The organism is Bacillus sp. GW823-FHT06B01 (assembly GCF_058952315.1).
Window position 1 is genome coordinate 623,176 of sequence record NZ_JBXAHR010000001.1, and the last position, 17,418, is coordinate 640,593.

General features: G+C 33.4%; 14 protein-coding genes, 4 pseudogenes and 1 riboswitch. Of the genes and pseudogenes, 5 read left to right on the forward strand and 13 right to left on the reverse strand.

The genetic code is table 11. The features are described 5' to 3' along the window. Positions 1 to 92: 92 nt before the first annotated feature. The 4 genes and pseudogenes from AC1Q8N_RS03340 to AC1Q8N_RS03355 all read right to left on the reverse strand — a co-directional run bounded on the left by AC1Q8N_RS03340 (position 93) and on the right by AC1Q8N_RS03355 (position 3,000). Entirely contained in the window at positions 93 to 608 is a 516-nt protein-coding gene (locus AC1Q8N_RS03340; protein WP_493521071.1) for a GNAT family N-acetyltransferase, read from the reverse strand. A gap of 86 nt (positions 609 to 694) precedes the next feature. Then, the gene (locus tag AC1Q8N_RS03345; RefSeq protein WP_493521072.1) at positions 695 to 1,234 is read right to left on the reverse strand and encodes a GNAT family N-acetyltransferase; all 540 of its coding nucleotides are present in this window, start codon (positions 1,232 to 1,234) and stop codon (positions 695 to 697) included. 323 nt (positions 1,235 to 1,557) lie between these two features. Next, positions 1,558 to 2,010, reverse strand: a pseudogene (locus tag AC1Q8N_RS03350) (aspartate/glutamate racemase family protein); the annotation flags it as partial. 165 nt (positions 2,011 to 2,175) lie between these two features. Further along, a complete protein-coding gene (locus tag AC1Q8N_RS03355; RefSeq protein ID WP_086390278.1) occupies positions 2,176 to 3,000 on the reverse strand; it encodes an MBL fold metallo-hydrolase in 825 nt (274 codons plus the stop codon). Positions 3,001 to 3,562: 562 nt separating this feature from the next. Between AC1Q8N_RS03355 and AC1Q8N_RS03360 the strand changes: the two genes are divergently transcribed. The 5 genes and pseudogenes from AC1Q8N_RS03360 to AC1Q8N_RS03380 all read left to right on the forward strand — a co-directional run bounded on the left by AC1Q8N_RS03360 (position 3,563) and on the right by AC1Q8N_RS03380 (position 6,742). Then, entirely contained in the window at positions 3,563 to 4,939 is a 1,377-nt protein-coding gene (locus AC1Q8N_RS03360) for an alpha/beta hydrolase family protein (protein WP_098077293.1), read from the forward strand. Between the two features lie 386 nt (positions 4,940 to 5,325). Next, positions 5,326 to 5,964 (forward strand): annotated as a pseudogene (locus tag AC1Q8N_RS03365) (CPBP family intramembrane glutamic endopeptidase); the annotation flags it as partial. Further along, positions 5,946 to 6,095 (forward strand): annotated as a pseudogene (locus AC1Q8N_RS03370) (WXG100 family type VII secretion target); the annotation flags it as partial. The pseudogenes AC1Q8N_RS03365 and AC1Q8N_RS03370, both read left to right, overlap by 19 nt. Then, the gene (locus AC1Q8N_RS03375) at positions 6,075 to 6,314 is read left to right on the forward strand and encodes a hypothetical protein (RefSeq protein WP_404519211.1); all 240 of its coding nucleotides are present in this window, start codon (positions 6,075 to 6,077) and stop codon (positions 6,312 to 6,314) included. The pseudogene AC1Q8N_RS03370 and the gene AC1Q8N_RS03375, both read left to right, overlap by 21 nt. After that, entirely contained in the window at positions 6,314 to 6,742 is a 429-nt protein-coding gene (locus tag AC1Q8N_RS03380) for an SMI1/KNR4 family protein (protein WP_098077287.1), read from the forward strand. The genes AC1Q8N_RS03375 and AC1Q8N_RS03380 overlap by 1 nt, the downstream gene beginning before the upstream one ends. A 69-nt stretch (positions 6,743 to 6,811) precedes the next feature. Here the strand turns inward: AC1Q8N_RS03380 and AC1Q8N_RS03385 are convergent. The 9 genes and pseudogenes from AC1Q8N_RS03385 to AC1Q8N_RS03425 form a co-directional block, all read right to left on the reverse strand. After that, positions 6,812 to 7,264: pseudogene (locus AC1Q8N_RS03385) on the reverse strand (N-acetylmuramoyl-L-alanine amidase C-terminal domain-containing protein); the annotation flags it as partial. A 9-nt stretch (positions 7,265 to 7,273) separates the two neighbouring features. Next, positions 7,274 to 9,661 carry an RNaseH domain-containing protein gene (locus AC1Q8N_RS03390; protein WP_493521073.1) on the reverse strand — a complete coding sequence of 796 codons (2,388 nt, stop codon included), beginning with the start codon at positions 9,659 to 9,661 and terminating at the stop codon, positions 7,274 to 7,276. Between the two features lie 306 nt (positions 9,662 to 9,967). Next, on the reverse strand, positions 9,968 to 10,447 hold the full coding sequence (locus tag AC1Q8N_RS03395; RefSeq protein ID WP_176519560.1) for a homoserine dehydrogenase: 480 nt from the start codon (positions 10,445 to 10,447) through the stop codon (positions 9,968 to 9,970). A 368-nt stretch (positions 10,448 to 10,815) separates the two neighbouring features. Beyond that, entirely contained in the window at positions 10,816 to 11,157 is a 342-nt protein-coding gene (locus tag AC1Q8N_RS03400; protein WP_176519559.1) for a heterocycloanthracin/sonorensin family bacteriocin, read from the reverse strand. Positions 11,158 to 11,451: 294 nt separating this feature from the next. Then, positions 11,452 to 12,141, reverse strand: a complete 690-nt coding sequence (gene tenA, locus AC1Q8N_RS03405) for a thiaminase II (RefSeq protein WP_087985859.1) — start codon at positions 12,139 to 12,141, stop codon at positions 11,452 to 11,454. A gap of 122 nt (positions 12,142 to 12,263) precedes the next feature. Next, positions 12,264 to 12,369, reverse strand: a riboswitch (TPP riboswitch). A 72-nt stretch (positions 12,370 to 12,441) separates the two neighbouring features. Further along, positions 12,442 to 13,356: a D-alanine--D-alanine ligase gene (ddlB, locus tag AC1Q8N_RS03410; protein WP_098077270.1), complete on the reverse strand. Its 915-nt coding sequence runs from the start codon at positions 13,354 to 13,356 to the stop codon at positions 12,442 to 12,444. 4 nt (positions 13,357 to 13,360) lie between these two features. Continuing rightward, positions 13,361 to 14,809 (reverse strand): MocR-like pyridoxine biosynthesis transcription factor PdxR, encoded by a 1,449-nt coding sequence (pdxR, locus tag AC1Q8N_RS03415; protein WP_098077267.1) that lies wholly within the window; start codon positions 14,807 to 14,809, stop codon positions 13,361 to 13,363. Positions 14,810 to 14,969: 160 nt separating this feature from the next. Next, positions 14,970 to 16,013, reverse strand: coding sequence for a homoserine dehydrogenase (locus tag AC1Q8N_RS03420; RefSeq protein WP_217993442.1), 1,044 nt, complete (start codon positions 16,011 to 16,013; stop codon positions 14,970 to 14,972). 87 nt (positions 16,014 to 16,100) lie between these two features. Continuing rightward, positions 16,101 to 17,342 (reverse strand): esterase/lipase family protein, encoded by a 1,242-nt coding sequence (locus AC1Q8N_RS03425; protein ID WP_098642398.1) that lies wholly within the window; start codon positions 17,340 to 17,342, stop codon positions 16,101 to 16,103. Between the last annotated feature and the right edge of the window lie 76 nt (positions 17,343 to 17,418).

Genomic DNA, 17,418 nt, shown 5'->3' on the forward strand with positions numbered 1-17,418 from the left:
CAAATGAAAAAACGCGCTATTCTTTCTGTAGAATCATAGGAAAGGATAACGTTTTTTTCGTTTTATAGATAGTGCAAAACCTTAGTGTTGCTTTAAAATAAAGTTTGATTATTACTATATTTCCAATAAATTAATTCTGTATCTCTGTGATCCATTTGGAACCCTAATTTCACCAAAACATTTTCTGAATTGATATTATTAAGTTCACATCTGGCTGTGATATATTTGACCTCATCATGATTTGAGGCCCAGTTTAATAATTTTTGGGCAGCTTCAAAACAATAACCTTTGCGTCGTTGACTTTCATTAATAGCAAAGCCAATCTCAATCATACCGTCTAAATCGGGATTACCAAAAAATCCAATGCCGCCAACTATTTCTTTGGTATCTTTCGCCACAATGATCCAAGAGTCAAATCCTTTAGTTCCATTATTTTTAATCAGAAGTTCCCGAAAGTAGGGTAAAGCTTCAAAAAAATCTGCACCTGGCCACTCACCGTTGGTTTTGTATCCCATTGCTTTGATTGCCTGTATATCACGCTGGGCCGCAGCCTCAATTAGATTAAGATCAAGGGTTTTTAAAATCAGTCTATTAGTTTCAAGCTTCATATTAAGTTCACCTTTCTTTTAGATACTAGTTTCATGAAAAATCCTATAGAGGGGAGATAACGTGCCAACTGTTTCTCATATAGCTGTCAATGTTGCAATGAATTATAAATCGAATAATCTACTTCACCTGAAATATTCTCCAGACCATTTTCATACAACTCAATAGCCATTAAGTTTTCCACAGAAGGCGGAAGATTTTTCTTGGACGCATAGATACCGAATTCAGTTGATGTACTAAATCCAAAGCGTTGATAATATTGATAATCTCCCTCAACAATAATTCCCTTATATCCCATTTTAGTTGCAAATTTAATACCTTCCTGCAACATATACTTACCAATACCCTGGCGTTGTTTATTAATTGCCACTGAAACAGGTGATAACATTAGTATTTTATTTTCAAATCTATTACTAATTGGAAGTTTTGAAAGCATAAAGTGTCCTATAATAATCCCTTCTTCCTCAACAACTAAATCAAGTTCAGGAATATAAAATGGTTTTTCTCTGATTTCCCTCACCAAAGCTTTTTCAGCTATTCCATTTGAATAGTTAGTATTTTTGAATATCTCGTATACAAAGTCATCAATAAAACTATATTCTTCTTTTTTAACGACTCTTAACTTCATTAATTCACCTCTCTTGATGCCTTTTTAAGGTTATTATTAATAATTCTTTAAAAGTTGGAGAACCCCTGTTTCAACCGCCCTATATTTAAATAAAAAGGGCGTATACCGTATATTTTTTTGTTTTAGGGGCGTTATAAAATTCTTAAGTTGATGAATATAGTGTAGCGTCAGAAAAGTGCGGCTCTACAACGTTAAGGAAATTTCAATATTAAAAAGCCTAATTTCTCAATTTAATGCGAAGAAATTAGGCTTTTTACATTGCTCCATTAAAGCGCCAGCTAGGAAAAAATAACGAACAAAAAACTATCATCTAATAGGAAAGACTAACCTCTGTCCATTAATGATAAATATTTATGTACAATAGCTTGAGAGAGGCATGTTGATGAGTCAATAATGGAAATATCATTGGATTTTTTATCTGTAATAACATTTAAATCTGTACATGCAATGATAGCGGTATCAATCGTTTCAGCTAATTCTGAATAGAGTTCATCCCATAATTGAAGGGACTCATCAATTTGGCCTTGTTTAATCTTTGCTATTATTTGATTCACACAGGTTTGCCAACGATCTTGATGTAAGAAATCATAACCTTCTCTCACTAAAACATCTTGAAATATTCCAGACTGAACCGTTGGATTGGTGGCTAAAAGAGCTACCTTTTTTGAGTTTTTTGGTATTTCCTTTATTGTTTCATCAATCATGTTTAATACGGGAACTGATACTGAGTTTTTAATTTGGTTAAAATAGATATGTGCCGTATTACATGGGATAGCATCACATTACTATCAATCTAAGAGGAATTTATACCCATAATTCATAGAAAGCGTTATTCTTTTTGTAGAAATATACAGAAAGGATAACGTCTTTTTTGCTTTATGGATAGTAAAAAACCGTAATTACTTTTATATAATCGGTGTCGTCAGAAGTGACTTACTTTTTTAAGTATGAAAAAGTTTTCCCTGTAAAGCTTTTATATACCGATCAGCAGATTTTTGAACAGACTTATTTGCATCCTCGACTATTACTCTATGAAATGCATTATACAAGCGATTAAAAGGTAAGTCTTTAATCTTATCTACCATTTCTTTTACTTTATTAGCTGGCAACGGAATTAAATTTGGATAACTATACATAAAACTTACCCACTGACGATCTGCAACAACTTGGATGATATCACCTGTCAGAAGAAGACCCTTTTTGTCACTGCCATCTTTCCAATGTAAAATAGCTCCACCTTTAAAATGTCCTCCCAAACGATAAATTGTAATCGCATCAGTTAATACCAAAGATTCTCCAGACCAGAAAATAATTTGTTTACTTGAACGATTTACCCACTCTTTATCATCTTCATGAATATAAATTGGAATATTAAATGTTTCTGCCCATTCTACTTGTGTAGAATAATAGTGAGGATGGGAAAGTACAATTGCTTGTATACCTCCCAGTTTATGTATCTCTTGTATTGTATTTTCATCTAAGTAAGTAATACAATCCCACAAAACATTAAAATTTTGACTTTGTATTAAATAAGCTGTCTGCCCAATTGCAAATTCAGGTTTTGTAGTAATACTATATAAACCAGTTTCTTCTTTTAAGATTTCATTTTTATATAATTTACTTTTTTGCATTTTTTCAAGAGTAGTCCATGATTGTCCAGATGGATTAATATACTGCCTTTCTTCATTACAAATTATACAATCAGAAGGAACTTCTTGACTTTTAGAATATTGAACGCCGCATGTAGTGCAGATGTAATTTAACATATGTATGCCCCTTTGTTATAAACTTTCCCACAAACTAATTATAAACTTTAAACTGTAATTAATCTATTTGTATATTGAGAATCTTTGAAAATGTTTATATATACTCGCCTTTTAGTTAACAAAACACCATTTATCAACAGTAAATCTCATTATCAGGCATCAAATTATATACTTGCCCTCCTTTTCTAATAAACATTTTATATCATTTCTAAAGAATTTAAATTCATTTTTTGTTTTGGGGGTGACTTAATTTCCTAGCTTGATAGCGATGTGGTGCTACCCCATATCCATCAAGCTAAGTTTGTTAACACTTAAGGAATTTGTAAGTATTAAGTAAGAAAAACGAGAGCTTTGTTTCTTATAATTAAAATATAAAGTGAAGGAAGAAAGGTTGTTTCTGGGGTTAATATGCATGTAAAAAAAAGAGAAATCTACGGTTTTTTAGAGTAATAATATCAGTATGTCAAAGTTTTGGAGATTACTTGCAAATATTTTGAAGTTTTTGTACCAGAACCCTAATTACCATACCTGTTTTTTACCATCACATATTGGAGGTTAAAACATGAATAAAAAAAAGAAAATACAAAAATCAGTACTTACCTTTACCCTACTCTTTTCTTTAGGCGTTTCATCTTTCCCGCTTACAACAGCTATTCACGCAGATACACGTGAGGAGAAATCTGCAGAAAAGAAACAAATCTCTTTAACGGAGCGTACATCATTATTTTTTGAATATCTCCAGCAAGGTAAGTGTGCAGAGGCACTTCAGTTGACGTCTGCTGCTTTTCAATCCAAGTTTACAGCAAACACATTACAAAACTGGTGGACACAAAGTGGGATAAAAATCATGGGAACACCTGTAATAAAAGAACGAAACTTGGTCCATCAGACGGTGGAAATTCCAGGAGCTATTGAAGGAACTACCATACCGCTACTCATTAAATTCACACCTGGCGGGAAAGTAGATGAAGTTGGAGAAAGGCCGCCCCAGGAATCTTACATTCCGCATCCTAGATATGACCAACCTGCTTCTTATCAAGAACGTGAAATCGTCATTGGAAATTCTACTTATCCATTACCAGCCACATTAACAGTTCCAAAACATAAGCCTGGTGAAAAGGTACCCGTTGTTGTTCTTGTTCATGGTGCTGGCATTCATGATCGCGATGCTACCTATTTGGGAACAAAAATCTTACGAGACCTTGCGGTGGGCCTTTCATCCAACGGAATTGCAGTGTTACGCTATGAAAAACGTACCTTAGAACATGCATTAAAGATGAGTGCAGAACCTGTTACGTTAGACCGTGACACTACAGATGATGCCATATATGCAGCAAAGTCAGCAGCGCAGCAGGAAGGCATTGATCCAAATAATATTTTCATTCTCGGACATAGCCAAGGAGCTGGCACAATGCCGCGAATACTGAGCAAAGCGCCTTCCTCACTTGTGCGAGGAAGTATCTTACTCGCACCACCTGCACGCCCTTTGACTGACACTGCCATTGATGTGAGTCAATACCTTGGGGCGCCAAAGGAAGTAATCGATGAACTAAAAAGACAGTTTGCTTTTATCCTGGATCCTACTTTCGATCCTGACCATCCGCCAGCTGGCTACAATTTTCCGTTTCCGTCTCCTCATTTTATGTATGATGTTACTAGGTGGCGTCCAGTTGAGGAGGCAAAATCACGAAAAGAGCCTTTGCTGATTCTGCAAGGGGCACGCGATTATCAAGTAACAGTAAAAGAAGATTATACAAAATGGCAGGAAGGACTTTCAAACCGCGGGAATGTTCAGTTCAAAGAATATCCGAAATTAAATCATTTCTTCACGGAGGGTGACGGGGAATTGAGTCTTCCAAGTGAGTACGAAATCCCTGCAAATGTTCCCGAGTACGTCATCCAGGACATTATTACATGGGTCAATGAGACAAAAAAATAAGAAAACATCAAAAGCCTTCATGCAATCATCATTGCGTCAAGGCTTTTTTGAAACTAGTGATTCAAACATATCTATTATTTTCAACATCATTTAATATAATGTTTGCCCCAAAACGAAAAATTAGAGTCTTTTATAGCAATGAAGTTTATTTTTATCGTTTTGGTGAACAACAGATTTTTTAACTTGATAGCAATGTGGTGCTATCCCCAGATGAACTCAAGATAGATACAGAAATAAAGAAAACTGTTATAAAAATTTCTACATTTCGTTGGTAACGTATCGCTTCTTTCTTACAAAAACCTTAACTTTATCACATCAAAAAGGTTCTTTATGAAAACTTATAGAATTAGAATATATCGCAGTACTTTATAATTGAAGGGATGATTATGTTGGAGTATTTAACAAAATCAAAAAACTCATCATCAGGTCTGAGAAAGTATTTGGAATCCTATCCGTTAACTTCATTCTTTGTAATGACATATTTATTTTCGTGGGTTGTATTAATTCCATTTATCTTATCCCAATGGGGGATTTTACCTAAAACAAAAGCGTTTGGTATTTTCTTTGTTGCCAATGCATTTGTAGGCCCTATGTTAGCAGCATATATCATGATTCGAACTCTTGAAGGAAAAGATTCATGGAAAAAAGTTAGAAAAAGCATCATATCTACTAAAGTCGGTTTGAAGTGGTACTTATTTACTCTCATTGTTATCCCTGCTGCAATGTTTCTGGGTATGGTGATTTTAAATAGAGGGATACCTACTTTCGATGACCTTACTTCTAGGTTTTTTATAACCTATCTCATCTCTTTTGTAGTTACTTTCTTTTTCGGTGGACCTTTACCTGAGGAAATCGGATGGCGTGGTTTCGCTCTCCCTCGGTTACAATTGAAGTTTGGAGCGTTAAAAGCAACATTACTACTTGCCGTCCTATGGGCTTTTTGGCATCTTCCGCATTTCTTAACTGTTGCACAAAGGGGCGGACCAGGTTCTAACCTTTCTATCCTATATATTCATTTACCAATCGTGCAAATAATACCAGAATCGCATTAGAATCTATACATAATAATTTATGTAACGAAATAGATCGATTGTGTTTTCAATGGATGGGTGCCTCTAATCAGCAGTTCATTCAAATGTTCAATGATGCGAGACCACCTCTCACCATTATTTCTAATGCACAGAATCTAAGGCGTGATGAGCGTTTAAGTTCAGGCAATGGAAAATGGAGCTCTACTTTACAAGATGAATTAAAAAATCTAGTATCTGGTTTTGAACGCGCCGGATTCTCTAAAGAAAACATTTCAGAAACTTTAGAACAGCAATATAAAATGCTTGATAAATTAAAGGTAAAGTCTGAAAGGATTGATTATTAATGAATATTCTAGAAAAATTAAACGAGGCCTTCACATTAGAAGCTCAGGAATCACCAACGAGTAAAGAGGCCATTCAAGAATTACAAAAGTTCTCATCAATAGATGTACCATTAGATTATTTAGAAGTAATCCAAAATTGTACAAACGCAGAGATTAATGTACAAAATGAACTTTACATACGTATTTGGGGCCCTACTGATTGCATAGAGATGAATGAAGCACATGATATTCAAAAATATATACCAAATTCACTGGCAATCGGTGATGATGAAGGCGGAAAAGCATTATTATATGTAGATGGAAAAGAAGGATTCGGATTATATACAGTGGATTTTGGAGATTTAGATATTGAAGAAGCAATTAAAATAGCTCCTTCATTAAAAGCATTGTTAATAGATGGTGTCGGAGTAGAGGAATTGTTGTCATAGTTAAAAAAATAACAGCCGACTCATTTATATCGAGTCGGCTGTTATTTTTGATTAAGCTATCCTTTTGTTTTACTTCAAATGCTCATACCACCAATCTCTACGATCAAGGTACTCCTTCATCGCATTTAATTGAGCATCTGAAGTTGGATCAGAAATAAAATCTGCTAATCCATCAGGTTGTAAAATGAATTTAACTGACATTTTTAACGATGTCAATGCTCCCATAACCTCTTCAATATACTCTCTTGAAAATGCTCCTGATTGGATGATATTTAGTTTAGTTGCTTGAACTTGCTCTTGCTCTTGCACTGCTCCAGTAAACCAAGAAAGCAGCTTGCCTCCTATCAATTGATTTAAATCACAATTACCGATACCAGGTACATTTCCTGTTTCCGTGTACTGCCAAAAATCGCAAGGATATGCTGGCTTATTACCGACATATAAACCAACTTTCTTAGCACCTAAACAGTATAACTCATCGATAAAGGCTTATATGCCGGCTCTCATATCCTCCATCGATTTGTCTATTATTTAAAGTAGAATAATTGAATCTTTCTTTTCTATCTTTATTATATCTACATCCAGTTCATCATCAAACTCTTTAAACTCTCTTGCATCTATATCCGTCATATAGCCTTTTATTACTTTCTCCATATGCATGGAATACGGCATGTGTACATCCTTTTCCAAAAGCATACTTGTATTACAGCACATGTAATGTATCATTTTGGCAATATAATTCCTTTCTACTGCTTTTACACCTAGCGGTAAAATTTCAAGTATGTATCGCTGCAATGTTTCACTACCATTAAGCGAATATTCACCAGTGCTATAATACATTCCTTTTTCATCTACATATAAACTCGTACCATCCAGTATATCTTCACATTCTATTGCACCGTATTTTGGTACATCAAAAGATGTATTTATCCTAATAATATTTAAGTTTGGGACTTTTAACACATCTGGAACAAAGTAAGGGACAGTATCTATATCGATTTTTTTATTTTGTAACTCTTTTATCCAATGTTTTCTTAAATTTGCATCAATAATAAAATATACTTGTTCATTTTTTTCTTTTGCATGTTGTAAAATTCCTGTTAATGTTTCAGAAACAAATTGTTTAAACTGAATTCCCATATCATTTCTTTTTGAAGGCTGTGGTAAAAAGGTATTATGTTTATTTACATGTAATAATAAACGATCAATCGTTTGCCAATCTGTATTCCCATATAATTTATATAAAATTTCTTTTCCTTTTATTTGTGAAAAAATAGGTAAGAAATCAAATTTCGAGATTCGTTCAATTGATAAATTAACATATGTACAAGGTAAATTTATCTTATTCCAACTACGTTTCAAAAATCCTTTTTGTTCTAATAAACTAAGAACGCAATTAATAATTGTCTTACGTGATACACTTTGTCCTATAAATAAATTAATAAATGCAGAAATACGGTTTGTTCGTGCAAACCCTTCTCTAACAATTTGCTTTGGATCAATTTTTTCACGTCCATCACAATTTTCCATTGCGATTAACGCTAATGTCGCATCATTACGCTCACCTGCAGTAGCATAAATCGCTTTCATAACATCTTCTACTAAATTCGCTTTGTATTTCTGGCAATATTGCATTTTATATGGGTTTTGCAATACTTTTTCAATATTACATCTTACTATCTTTAATAATACTGGTGAATCTGCATTTAATACGTAAGATGACTCACCGATTTGAGCTAACACAATTTCACTTTCAAATAACGCTTGTTCAACTTCCAACGATATTTTTTCAGACCATATTTCTAACGTTATAGTCTCTAATCCTTTTGGTGCAATTAAAGGGAATAATTCATTTTCATTATTTGTTGCTATCTTTTTACATTCTGGTAGTAATGTGAAATAAGTGAATTTTTGCTGAAACCCTTTAAATAGATACTCTCTTTCCTTTACTTTTATACCAGGTTTTATTTTAGTACCTTGAACTTTATATATTCTCTCATTGTATGGAAGTAACACCCTAATATTTATTCCTAGCATATAATCTTTCGGATATTGAAGAATATGCTCTAATTCAACTTCTCCACCTATACGAAAATCATCTTTTAAATTTCTAAATATCTTAATCCATTTTATGCCGTTTGTAGCTTGTTGTACTTTTAGTTTTACAAACCGTAATTTCTTATTATTCGATGCAAATTCTGGCGTAGAAACCAATATCATGCCCCGTTTACGTCTTAATAGCAAAGGAATATCTGGATGATTATATTCTTGATAAAACCTCCGAATTCCTATCGAAACATTTAATAACGGAATATTCTCGCCACCGCGCGTTATACATTCGAACCGATATACATAGGCGAAATAATCTTGTGTTTTTTCATCTTTAATTGGCTTTGACATTGCCTCACAAATATTTTGTGATCTAAGAGGAGAAAAATATATATCTTCTTCGTTGATATTCTCTAATCGTACAGGTTGTTCACAAAAAACATGTGAAATTAAAGCGGGCACCCACTTAGAATATATTTCATTATCATGTAGTACTGTTAAATTAGAAATTAAATCGTAATGCCATTCATATTTTGGCAATTCTATTAATTTATTAGGTTTCCAATCATGAATCACCTCATACCAACTTTGGAAAATATAATCAAGTTGTTCTTTTCTAATAGGTTCTTTGGATACAATCCATGGTGTATTTTCATTTAATACATATGGATTATGCTGAATAAACAATATATCAGAAAACATATCATATAATCTTTCATTCAATCGTTTCAACTTACTCGTTAATAAAAACGTCTTATAATGTATCTCTACAATATCGAGCCATTCAATAGGAAAATATATAAATGATACGCTTTCGTTTAAAAGAGGTTCTACTATATTTTTAAATGTTAACAACTTTAATTTTTCCATAAAATGATTACTTCCTTTCTTCGTTTGTCTTGATCACAAAAAGCTAGAAAAATTAACTCTTAATCTAATCGATTTATACCAAGTATTTAAAAGAAAAGTAAAAACATTCCTCCGAATAATAAATTATTAAATAGACTGATTTAATAATTAAAAGTAATTATCATATACGACACCTCTGATATTATTATTTTAATACATTAGAATTATACAATGTTATTAATGTAAGTATTTATTTTTTACAATAATTTTACAATAAAACTAAAAAAGAACACCTTAAGTCGGTGCCCTTCTTGCAAATATCAACCTTTATGTAATTGAACATACAGATAAAACTAATCCCCCAAATGTAATTGCACCTAGTAATCCTAATACAAATCCAGTTATGCAAATACAATCAGCAAGACAAATGGAAGACTGCGATAATGGAACAAATGACCTACTTGTACTCGATCCATATTGTTTTATTTTCTCATAATTCATATCTAACATTAATTGTAGACATGCTATACCTTCCTCAATAGAATAAAGAGATTCTTTTTCTAATCGATCCAATAATTTACAATTAAAAGTAATTGGAAGAGGATACCGTTTATCTAATTTCATATGTTGATAAATTAATTGTAAACGAGATAATATATTATTTTTCTTTTTTTCACATGTTACTGTGTGTTTCATTTTATTAAATTCATTCAATAACAGTGTCAATTCATCTCTGTTTCCGTATAAATCCCTTGCTATTTTTCTCTTTAGTTTGTACGAATGGATAATAGATTTAAGTTCAATCATTTTAATACACTTCCTAATAGAATTTTACTTACCTCAATATTTTAAAAATAAACAGTTCTTTTAAATCTTATTTAAAATACACTCAAGTATCTTCATTTACTATCGATTAACATTACATTAACCTTACATAGCTGTAATAATTTCTTTCGCTACCCACTAACTAGAAGCAACAGATTCCTTATTTGATGGTAAAAATATAAAAAAGCAATGATTAGGTTTTAAGTCTAGTCATTGCTTTATATATCTTATCTTGATTTACAACTAAAAATCTAAATATCATTCTTTCACTTGAATGCTACATGTGTTTTTATTAAATTCTTTAATAAAAATTATATAATACTTCACTATTGGATTCCTTTTTTCTCTTATCAATATTCATATGTTACAATAGTACCAGTTGTATCAGTAGTACCATTAAAACCACTAAAACAATTTGAACAACTACCACAGCCACCACAACCTCCGCAGCCGCCACAACCAAAACAACCGAAGCAACCAATACACCGGAATCCACCACAGCGACCTGCACAACCTCCACAACGACCACCACAACCTCCACAACGACCACCACAACCTCCACAGCGACGAACAGCATCTTCAATATAATAATATGGATATTGGTTTTGCTGGTCCCAATACACAATATTTCCAGACTGGTAATCATTAAGGCTTAACGCTTGTAGTTCTTGTTGAAACTTATTCATTTTCATGACCTCCGTTTATAAACTTCAACCTTTTCAATGCTTTCCTATATTTCTGCTCGTTAAATCTAAGTAGAAATAGCGCTATCAACTAAGTTCAATACGTACACCTACAAAGTATGACCTATCACTAGATAATGCACCTTGTTCATATACCTATTTTTAGGTTATTCTTCCCATAGGCTCATTTTTATAAATTGAAAAAAGACACACTTAGATCGATGCGTCTTTTTGCGATACTTCTTTTGTGAAATCATATACATAAGTATTATTCATACCTGTGAATAGCAATACCTCTACTCATTATCCAATTACATCTTTTACATCTGTATCCACTGGCCACTTTTCTAATGTATAAGCCATATCCCAAAATGAATATTCATATTGACTGCTAATAATAAAGTGCTGTTTCATTCGATTTCGATCTGCCTCTGTCACTTTTTCAGCTATTGTATCTAACCGTGTAATTTGTTCTTCAACTAATGTTCTGAACCAATCAGATCCATAAGCAGAAATCCATTCGTTATAAATTTGCTCTTCTGGCTGACACTCTTTTAAACGCTCACCAATTTCATAATACAACCAATAGCAAGGTAAAATTGCTGCAATGATATCGCCTAAATGTCCTTCATACGCAGCACGATACATATGTGAAGTATAAGCGTATGCAGTTGGAGCAGGGATAAAATTATCTTTCTCTTCTTGTGTTATCCCTAGTTTCTTCGCAAAGTTCTCATGTAAAGATAATTCCGCCTCGTATGTATTTTGAGCATGATGTGCCATACGAGCTGTCGTTTCTAATTCTAGAGCCTTTGCAGCTCCTAAAGTTTGTACTCTAGCGAAGTGACTCAAATAATATGAATCTTGAAGTACGTAATAGCGAAAACTAGCTAAATCTAACGTTCCTTCACCAAGTTGTTTTACAAAAGGGTGATGAAAACTAGCTTCCCAAATTGAATCTACTTCTTGACGTAATGATTGTGAAAATGTCATTTAAATCCCTCCAATAAAGTATAAAATTTAAGTATTTACCCACAGTTATTAAATCTGTAAAATAAAAAAACTTTCTTTACAAACGTAAAGAAAGTGAAATTGACAGTATTTATTCATAAAATAGTAATGTCTTCCCACTTCCCTACGCTAGTATTAACCAGATCAGGTACTAAGAGTCTCAAATTCTCATTTGATCTCAGCCTATAATAGGCCCCCCTAGTGGATAAATATTTAATTTTCGTATTGTATTCATCATAACATACTTCACGTTACTGTCAAAAGTATTCATGATAGCGCTTCTTAAAACCCTTCTTCTTTTCTTACTTTTAATGAAGTTTCAATAATCATATCTAATAGTTTACTATAATGAATACCAGCTGCATCTGCACTTTTCGGTAGTAAACTTGCTTGTGTCATCCCTGGTAATGTATTAACCTCCATTACATATGGAATTCCGTCCTTTACCATCATATCTACCCTTGCATAAACGCTGCATTTCAATGCTTTATAACAAGCCAGTGACGCTTTGTTTACACGTTCCTTCAATTCAGCTGGAAGTTCAATAACTTCTTCAATTGTACTAACATCATCATATTTTGCATTGTAATCAAAGAACTCAGCTGCATGTCGGATTGAAATAATAGGTAACTGTTTTCCATCAAAAATTGAACATGTAATCTCATCACCTTTTATATACTTCTCTATTACTACTTCAGAATCCCATTCAAATACAGTTTCCAGCATTGAAATTAATTCATCTTTATCATATACAATCTTTACCCCAACACTTGATCCACCAGAGTTTGGTTTTACCACTAACGGAAATCCTAACTTATCTAATTCATCAAGATTTAGATCCGCCATTTTTGTAAGTTCAATCCAATCGGGTGTTTCTATACCTTCAAAGCGTAAAATCTTTTTCGAAATATTTTTGTCCATACATATACCGCTAGATAACATATTGCTCCCGCTATAAGGAATACCTAAACTTTCAAGCGTGCCTTGAACCGTCCCATCTTCTCCATATTTTCCGTGTAATGCAAGCAGCGCAAAATCAATGTCTTTCGCTTTTTCGATTAAATCCATTTTTTCATTTAACGTAATTGGTACGATTTCATATTTATTTTTATCTAAATTTGCAATCATTTCATTTCCAGTCATAATTGATACTTGTTTTTCAGAGGATACTCCCCCCATAATAACGCCAATTCTCATTTCCTCAACTCCAAATTTCAGTTTTTATTGTATCACCGATTATTTTTATTCCACGAACTATTTCTTCTTCTTTCAGACGTGAAAATCCTAATCGAAAAGTAGTCGCTCCTCCTCCATCAGAATAAAAAACATCTCCAGGAGAAAATGTAACCCCTTGCTCATAACACTTTTGTAAAAGTGTGCGGGCATGAATTTTTCCTTCTAACTCTATAAATAAATGAAGTCCACCATCACCGGTCATTCTTTGAAACGGAATGTACTCGTTACACGCCCCAACAGCTAACTCATATTTTTTCTTATAAACTGATCTTGCCTTTTTTAAATATTTTTCAAAATATCCTTCATGTAAATATTGAAATAGAACAGCTTGATCTAACGTAGATGTGTGAATCGTTCTTGCTCTTTTTACACTTTCTAAATGATGAATCAGTTCTTTATCTGCGATGATCCAGCCTACACGTAAACCAGGGAAAAGTACCTTTGAAAAGCTACTAATATAAATTACATTATTACCAGCGCCAGCAAAAGTTAATAATGGTGCTAAATGTGAACCTGAATAACGTAGCTCTTCATTAAATCCATCTTCTATAATAGGAACTTTATATTTGGAGAATAATCTCATCAGTTCCGTTCTTTTCTCCGAACTCGTAACAATACCGGTTGGATTATGATAGGAAGGAATTAAATATGCGAAATCAAACTCTTTTTCACACAAACTTTTTTCTACTTCGTTCGTATCGATGCCATCTTCATTCATATTAATCCCGTGAACTTCAAGTCCATGTAAACGGAAAAGCTTCAATGCAGCATGGTGAGTTGGATTCTCACAAATAACCCGCCCTGATTTCTTCGATAACGAGGATAGCACGATGTCTAATCCTTCTGTAAATCCATTTGTAATTAAAATATCTTTGTTCGAAATATCTACACCTTTCATTTCCATATAATGAAGTAGATAATTCATTAACGGTCTATAACCTTTTGCGTATCCGTAGTTTAATACGACATCCCCTTCAATGGACATACGAGTAAGAAAAGCTCTTTTGAAATTTTCCACATCAAATAGCTTTTCGTCCGGAGCAATGCTATTAAAAACAATCATTCCTTTTTCCCAGCGAACACCATGTTTCATTAAATCTAATTCATCCGCTAATAAGGTAACGGTATTAAGTTTATTTTTCCAATCTATTTCAACAGAAGAAGTGTTCGATATATCAACCTTCGCTACAAAATTCCCTTTACCTTTAACTGCATAAATGAGTCCTTCTTGCTCTAAATCCGCATAAGCAGCGAGTACAGTATTTCTGCTCACACTTAGTAATTCACTTAGTTCCCTAGTTGAAGGGATTTTTTGATCCCCGAGCAAATGACCTTTCATAATCATCTTTTTCAAATAATCTTTCAATTGAATATAAACGGGACGATCTTTCACAACTTTAAAATCTTTAAACAATTCCTTACCCCCTGCAATCATTTTTGCATATTTATTTCATTCTCAAAAGGTCCACTACATATGTATTTTTTATAAAGGGCGGTACGGTCTTATAAAGTGGAACTTTAATCAATGGGGCTGATTATCACCCACTGATTATTATCCCTTAGTAACAGGTATTTTACTGCCTATTACTAAGGGATAAATCTTTGCGGTATAAGTTAATTACATCTTTTAAAGCTGCTGCTGCGGCTCCGCGTGGATTGGAAGCACCACCAATTGTAGTAACTTGCCCCATCGTATCTGTAAAGAATGTAATTCCTTTTTCTGTCCCATTTACTTTTGCTAGCGGATGATCTTTATCTATTTCGTACGGTTCCACATGAAGAACCACTTTACCGTCCTTATCCTTATATGCTGAAGCTATTAATTTAATATATTTATTTTGTTCTTTAGCATTTCGAATTTGTTGTTTTGTAACATGTTCGATTCCTTTTATATGTATATCAGTAAGCGTATTTTCTGTTCCCATTAAACTATTTGTCAAAAGTAACAATTTACACGCACTATCAGAACCACTTACATCTAATATTGGGTTCGTTTCAGCAATCCCTTTACTTTGCGCTTCTTTCAGTGCTTCTTCAAACGTAATATCTTCCTCATTCATTTTCGTAAGAATATAATTTGTTGTCCCATTTAATATTCCTTCTATTTTTTCAATATGGCAACCAGCTAAACTAAATTGTCCGATATCTAGTGTCGGTAGTGCAGCGGCTGTTGCACCGCTATATCGAATTCGTACATTTGCGCTTCTTGCTGCTTCATTTATTTCTCTCCAGTTTGTAACGAGCGCACCTTTAGAAATTGCTACTATATCCATCTGTTTCTCAATCGCTTGTTTCATATATTGTTTCCCTGGATTTCCATCTTTAAGATTTGTAACTGTTGATTCTACCAATACAGTACCACTTATGCTAGTTGTTGCACGTTCCTTCGGATGATACTCTAAATATTTTTCAATTGCAGCGGTACCGCCACCATACATCAATAAATGATGAAGAGATAAGCCGTCTTCATTATGTATTGCAATATTTCTCCCTAATACGCCACTTACAACTAATTGAATCCCATATGTTTCATATATATATGAATACTTTTCATTTAATAATTTTATAAACTCTCTGCCTACTGTTCCGTATCCTGATAATACAACTTGAATTTTCATAATATCCCCCCATATTTTTCTACCAAATCCCTCTTTCAATATAATATAAAGCGCTCTCGAATTCCATCGAGAGCGCTTTATTATTACCTATTTCGGTAAACGTGATAGCTTTTCAGCAATTGTTCTATAAAATTCTTGAATGCTAGAAAAACCTAACGTATCTGAAACACTTAATCCTACCATGTCGAGATGGTCCCAATTCGCTTTCGTTTCGATATGATTCCATTTTCCAACCTGTAATGGCTCATTATTATTTACAGCAACATTAGAAGATGGTGCAATCATAGAATTTGTATTTACTACACCATCATTTTGCCACCAAGAAGTATCAACTAACGGACGGTTTTCTTCATATCTCGCATAAGAACCTAAGAAAAATGCATTCCCCATCAACACTTTATTCATCGTTATATGAGGTAAATGTAAACCTGTTATAGGTGCTGCTTCTGATGCATGTCCACTATAAGATAAGTAATACACATCCGGTTGCGTCTTTACCCAATTATTTAACTCCTTTGCACCATCAGTACTTAAATCCCATTGACTAATGTCTTTTGTATTTTTCCAAATTGAACTATTTAGAATACGATTACTATATTGGAAAAAGGACTCTCCAGCATTCTTCTTTATACCCCATTGATCCAATTTAAAATCATATAACGATAAATTATTGTTTCCTCCAAAGCTTGCAGCTGTAATGAGTAACTCTTTAACGAACGGCAGCAGAAGACTACCATCCGCAAGTGTTGTACCGTTGTGAGGGGTTGCTAATGTTGTCACACTATGAACATATGATTTTCCGCCTTCAAATAGTGGTGATATTTTAGTGTCTGGGTGATCTTTCACATAATTCTTTTCTTCAAAACTACCTTCTTTTAATAGCTGTACTAATGTTCTAATCGTTTGTCCACCCATACTATGCCCAACTAAATGAACTTTATTTGTTTCACTCCAATTCGGTGCAAAACCACTATAAGTTCTACCAAAACGATTATGTCCATGTTTCTCAGCATGTGCGGCACCGTAGTCTACTGTACCACCGTTAATTTGCGCATATAATTCACATGCACGATCCCAGTTACTAGAAACAGGTCCAACAGCTGCGGTATGTACCATATAACCACTTTGTTTCAAATCTTCCTGTATATCATGAACACCACCCCAATATTTTACGCCAAGCATTTCTTCTCTACCCCATCCAGCAAATCCATTCACCAATATGACAGGATAATTATTTTGTTGTCTCTCTTCAGCGTAAGTTATTTTTGCTGCGAATAAAAACACAGTCCCTATTGCGAATAAACATATTTTTAAAAATAATTTCCCCATGCTTCCTCCCCCTAATAAAACGTTTACATTTCCCTATTAAAAATGAGTTCTTAACTTAAACATAATGTAAAGTATT

Coding starts and splice junctions, on each gene's coding strand:
- tenA (WP_087985859.1), bottom strand. CDS start 12,141: ATGACATTTTCACAATCATTACGTCAAGAAGTAGATTCAATTTGGGAA.
- AC1Q8N_RS03420 (WP_217993442.1), bottom strand. CDS start 16,013: ATGAAAATTCAAGTTGTATTATCAGGATACGGAACAGTAGGCAGAGAG.
- AC1Q8N_RS03400 (WP_176519559.1), bottom strand. CDS start 11,157: ATGAAAATGAATAAGTTTCAACAAGAACTACAAGCGTTAAGCCTTAAT.
- AC1Q8N_RS03375 (WP_404519211.1), top strand. CDS start 6,075: ATGTTCAATGATGCGAGACCACCTCTCACCATTATTTCTAATGCACAG.
- AC1Q8N_RS03425 (WP_098642398.1), bottom strand. CDS start 17,342: ATGGGGAAATTATTTTTAAAAATATGTTTATTCGCAATAGGGACTGTG.
- AC1Q8N_RS03395 (WP_176519560.1), bottom strand. CDS start 10,447: ATGATTGAACTTAAATCTATTATCCATTCGTACAAACTAAAGAGAAAA.
- AC1Q8N_RS03345 (WP_493521072.1), bottom strand. CDS start 1,234: ATGAAGTTAAGAGTCGTTAAAAAAGAAGAATATAGTTTTATTGATGAC.
- AC1Q8N_RS03355 (WP_086390278.1), bottom strand. CDS start 3,000: ATGTTAAATTACATCTGCACTACATGCGGCGTTCAATATTCTAAAAGT.
- ddlB (WP_098077270.1), bottom strand. CDS start 13,356: ATGAGAATTGGCGTTATTATGGGGGGAGTATCCTCTGAAAAACAAGTA.
- AC1Q8N_RS03380 (WP_098077287.1), top strand. CDS start 6,314: ATGAATATTCTAGAAAAATTAAACGAGGCCTTCACATTAGAAGCTCAG.
- AC1Q8N_RS03340 (WP_493521071.1), bottom strand. CDS start 608: ATGAAGCTTGAAACTAATAGACTGATTTTAAAAACCCTTGATCTTAAT.
- AC1Q8N_RS03390 (WP_493521073.1), bottom strand. CDS start 9,661: ATGGAAAAATTAAAGTTGTTAACATTTAAAAATATAGTAGAACCTCTT.
- AC1Q8N_RS03360 (WP_098077293.1), top strand. CDS start 3,563: ATGAATAAAAAAAAGAAAATACAAAAATCAGTACTTACCTTTACCCTA.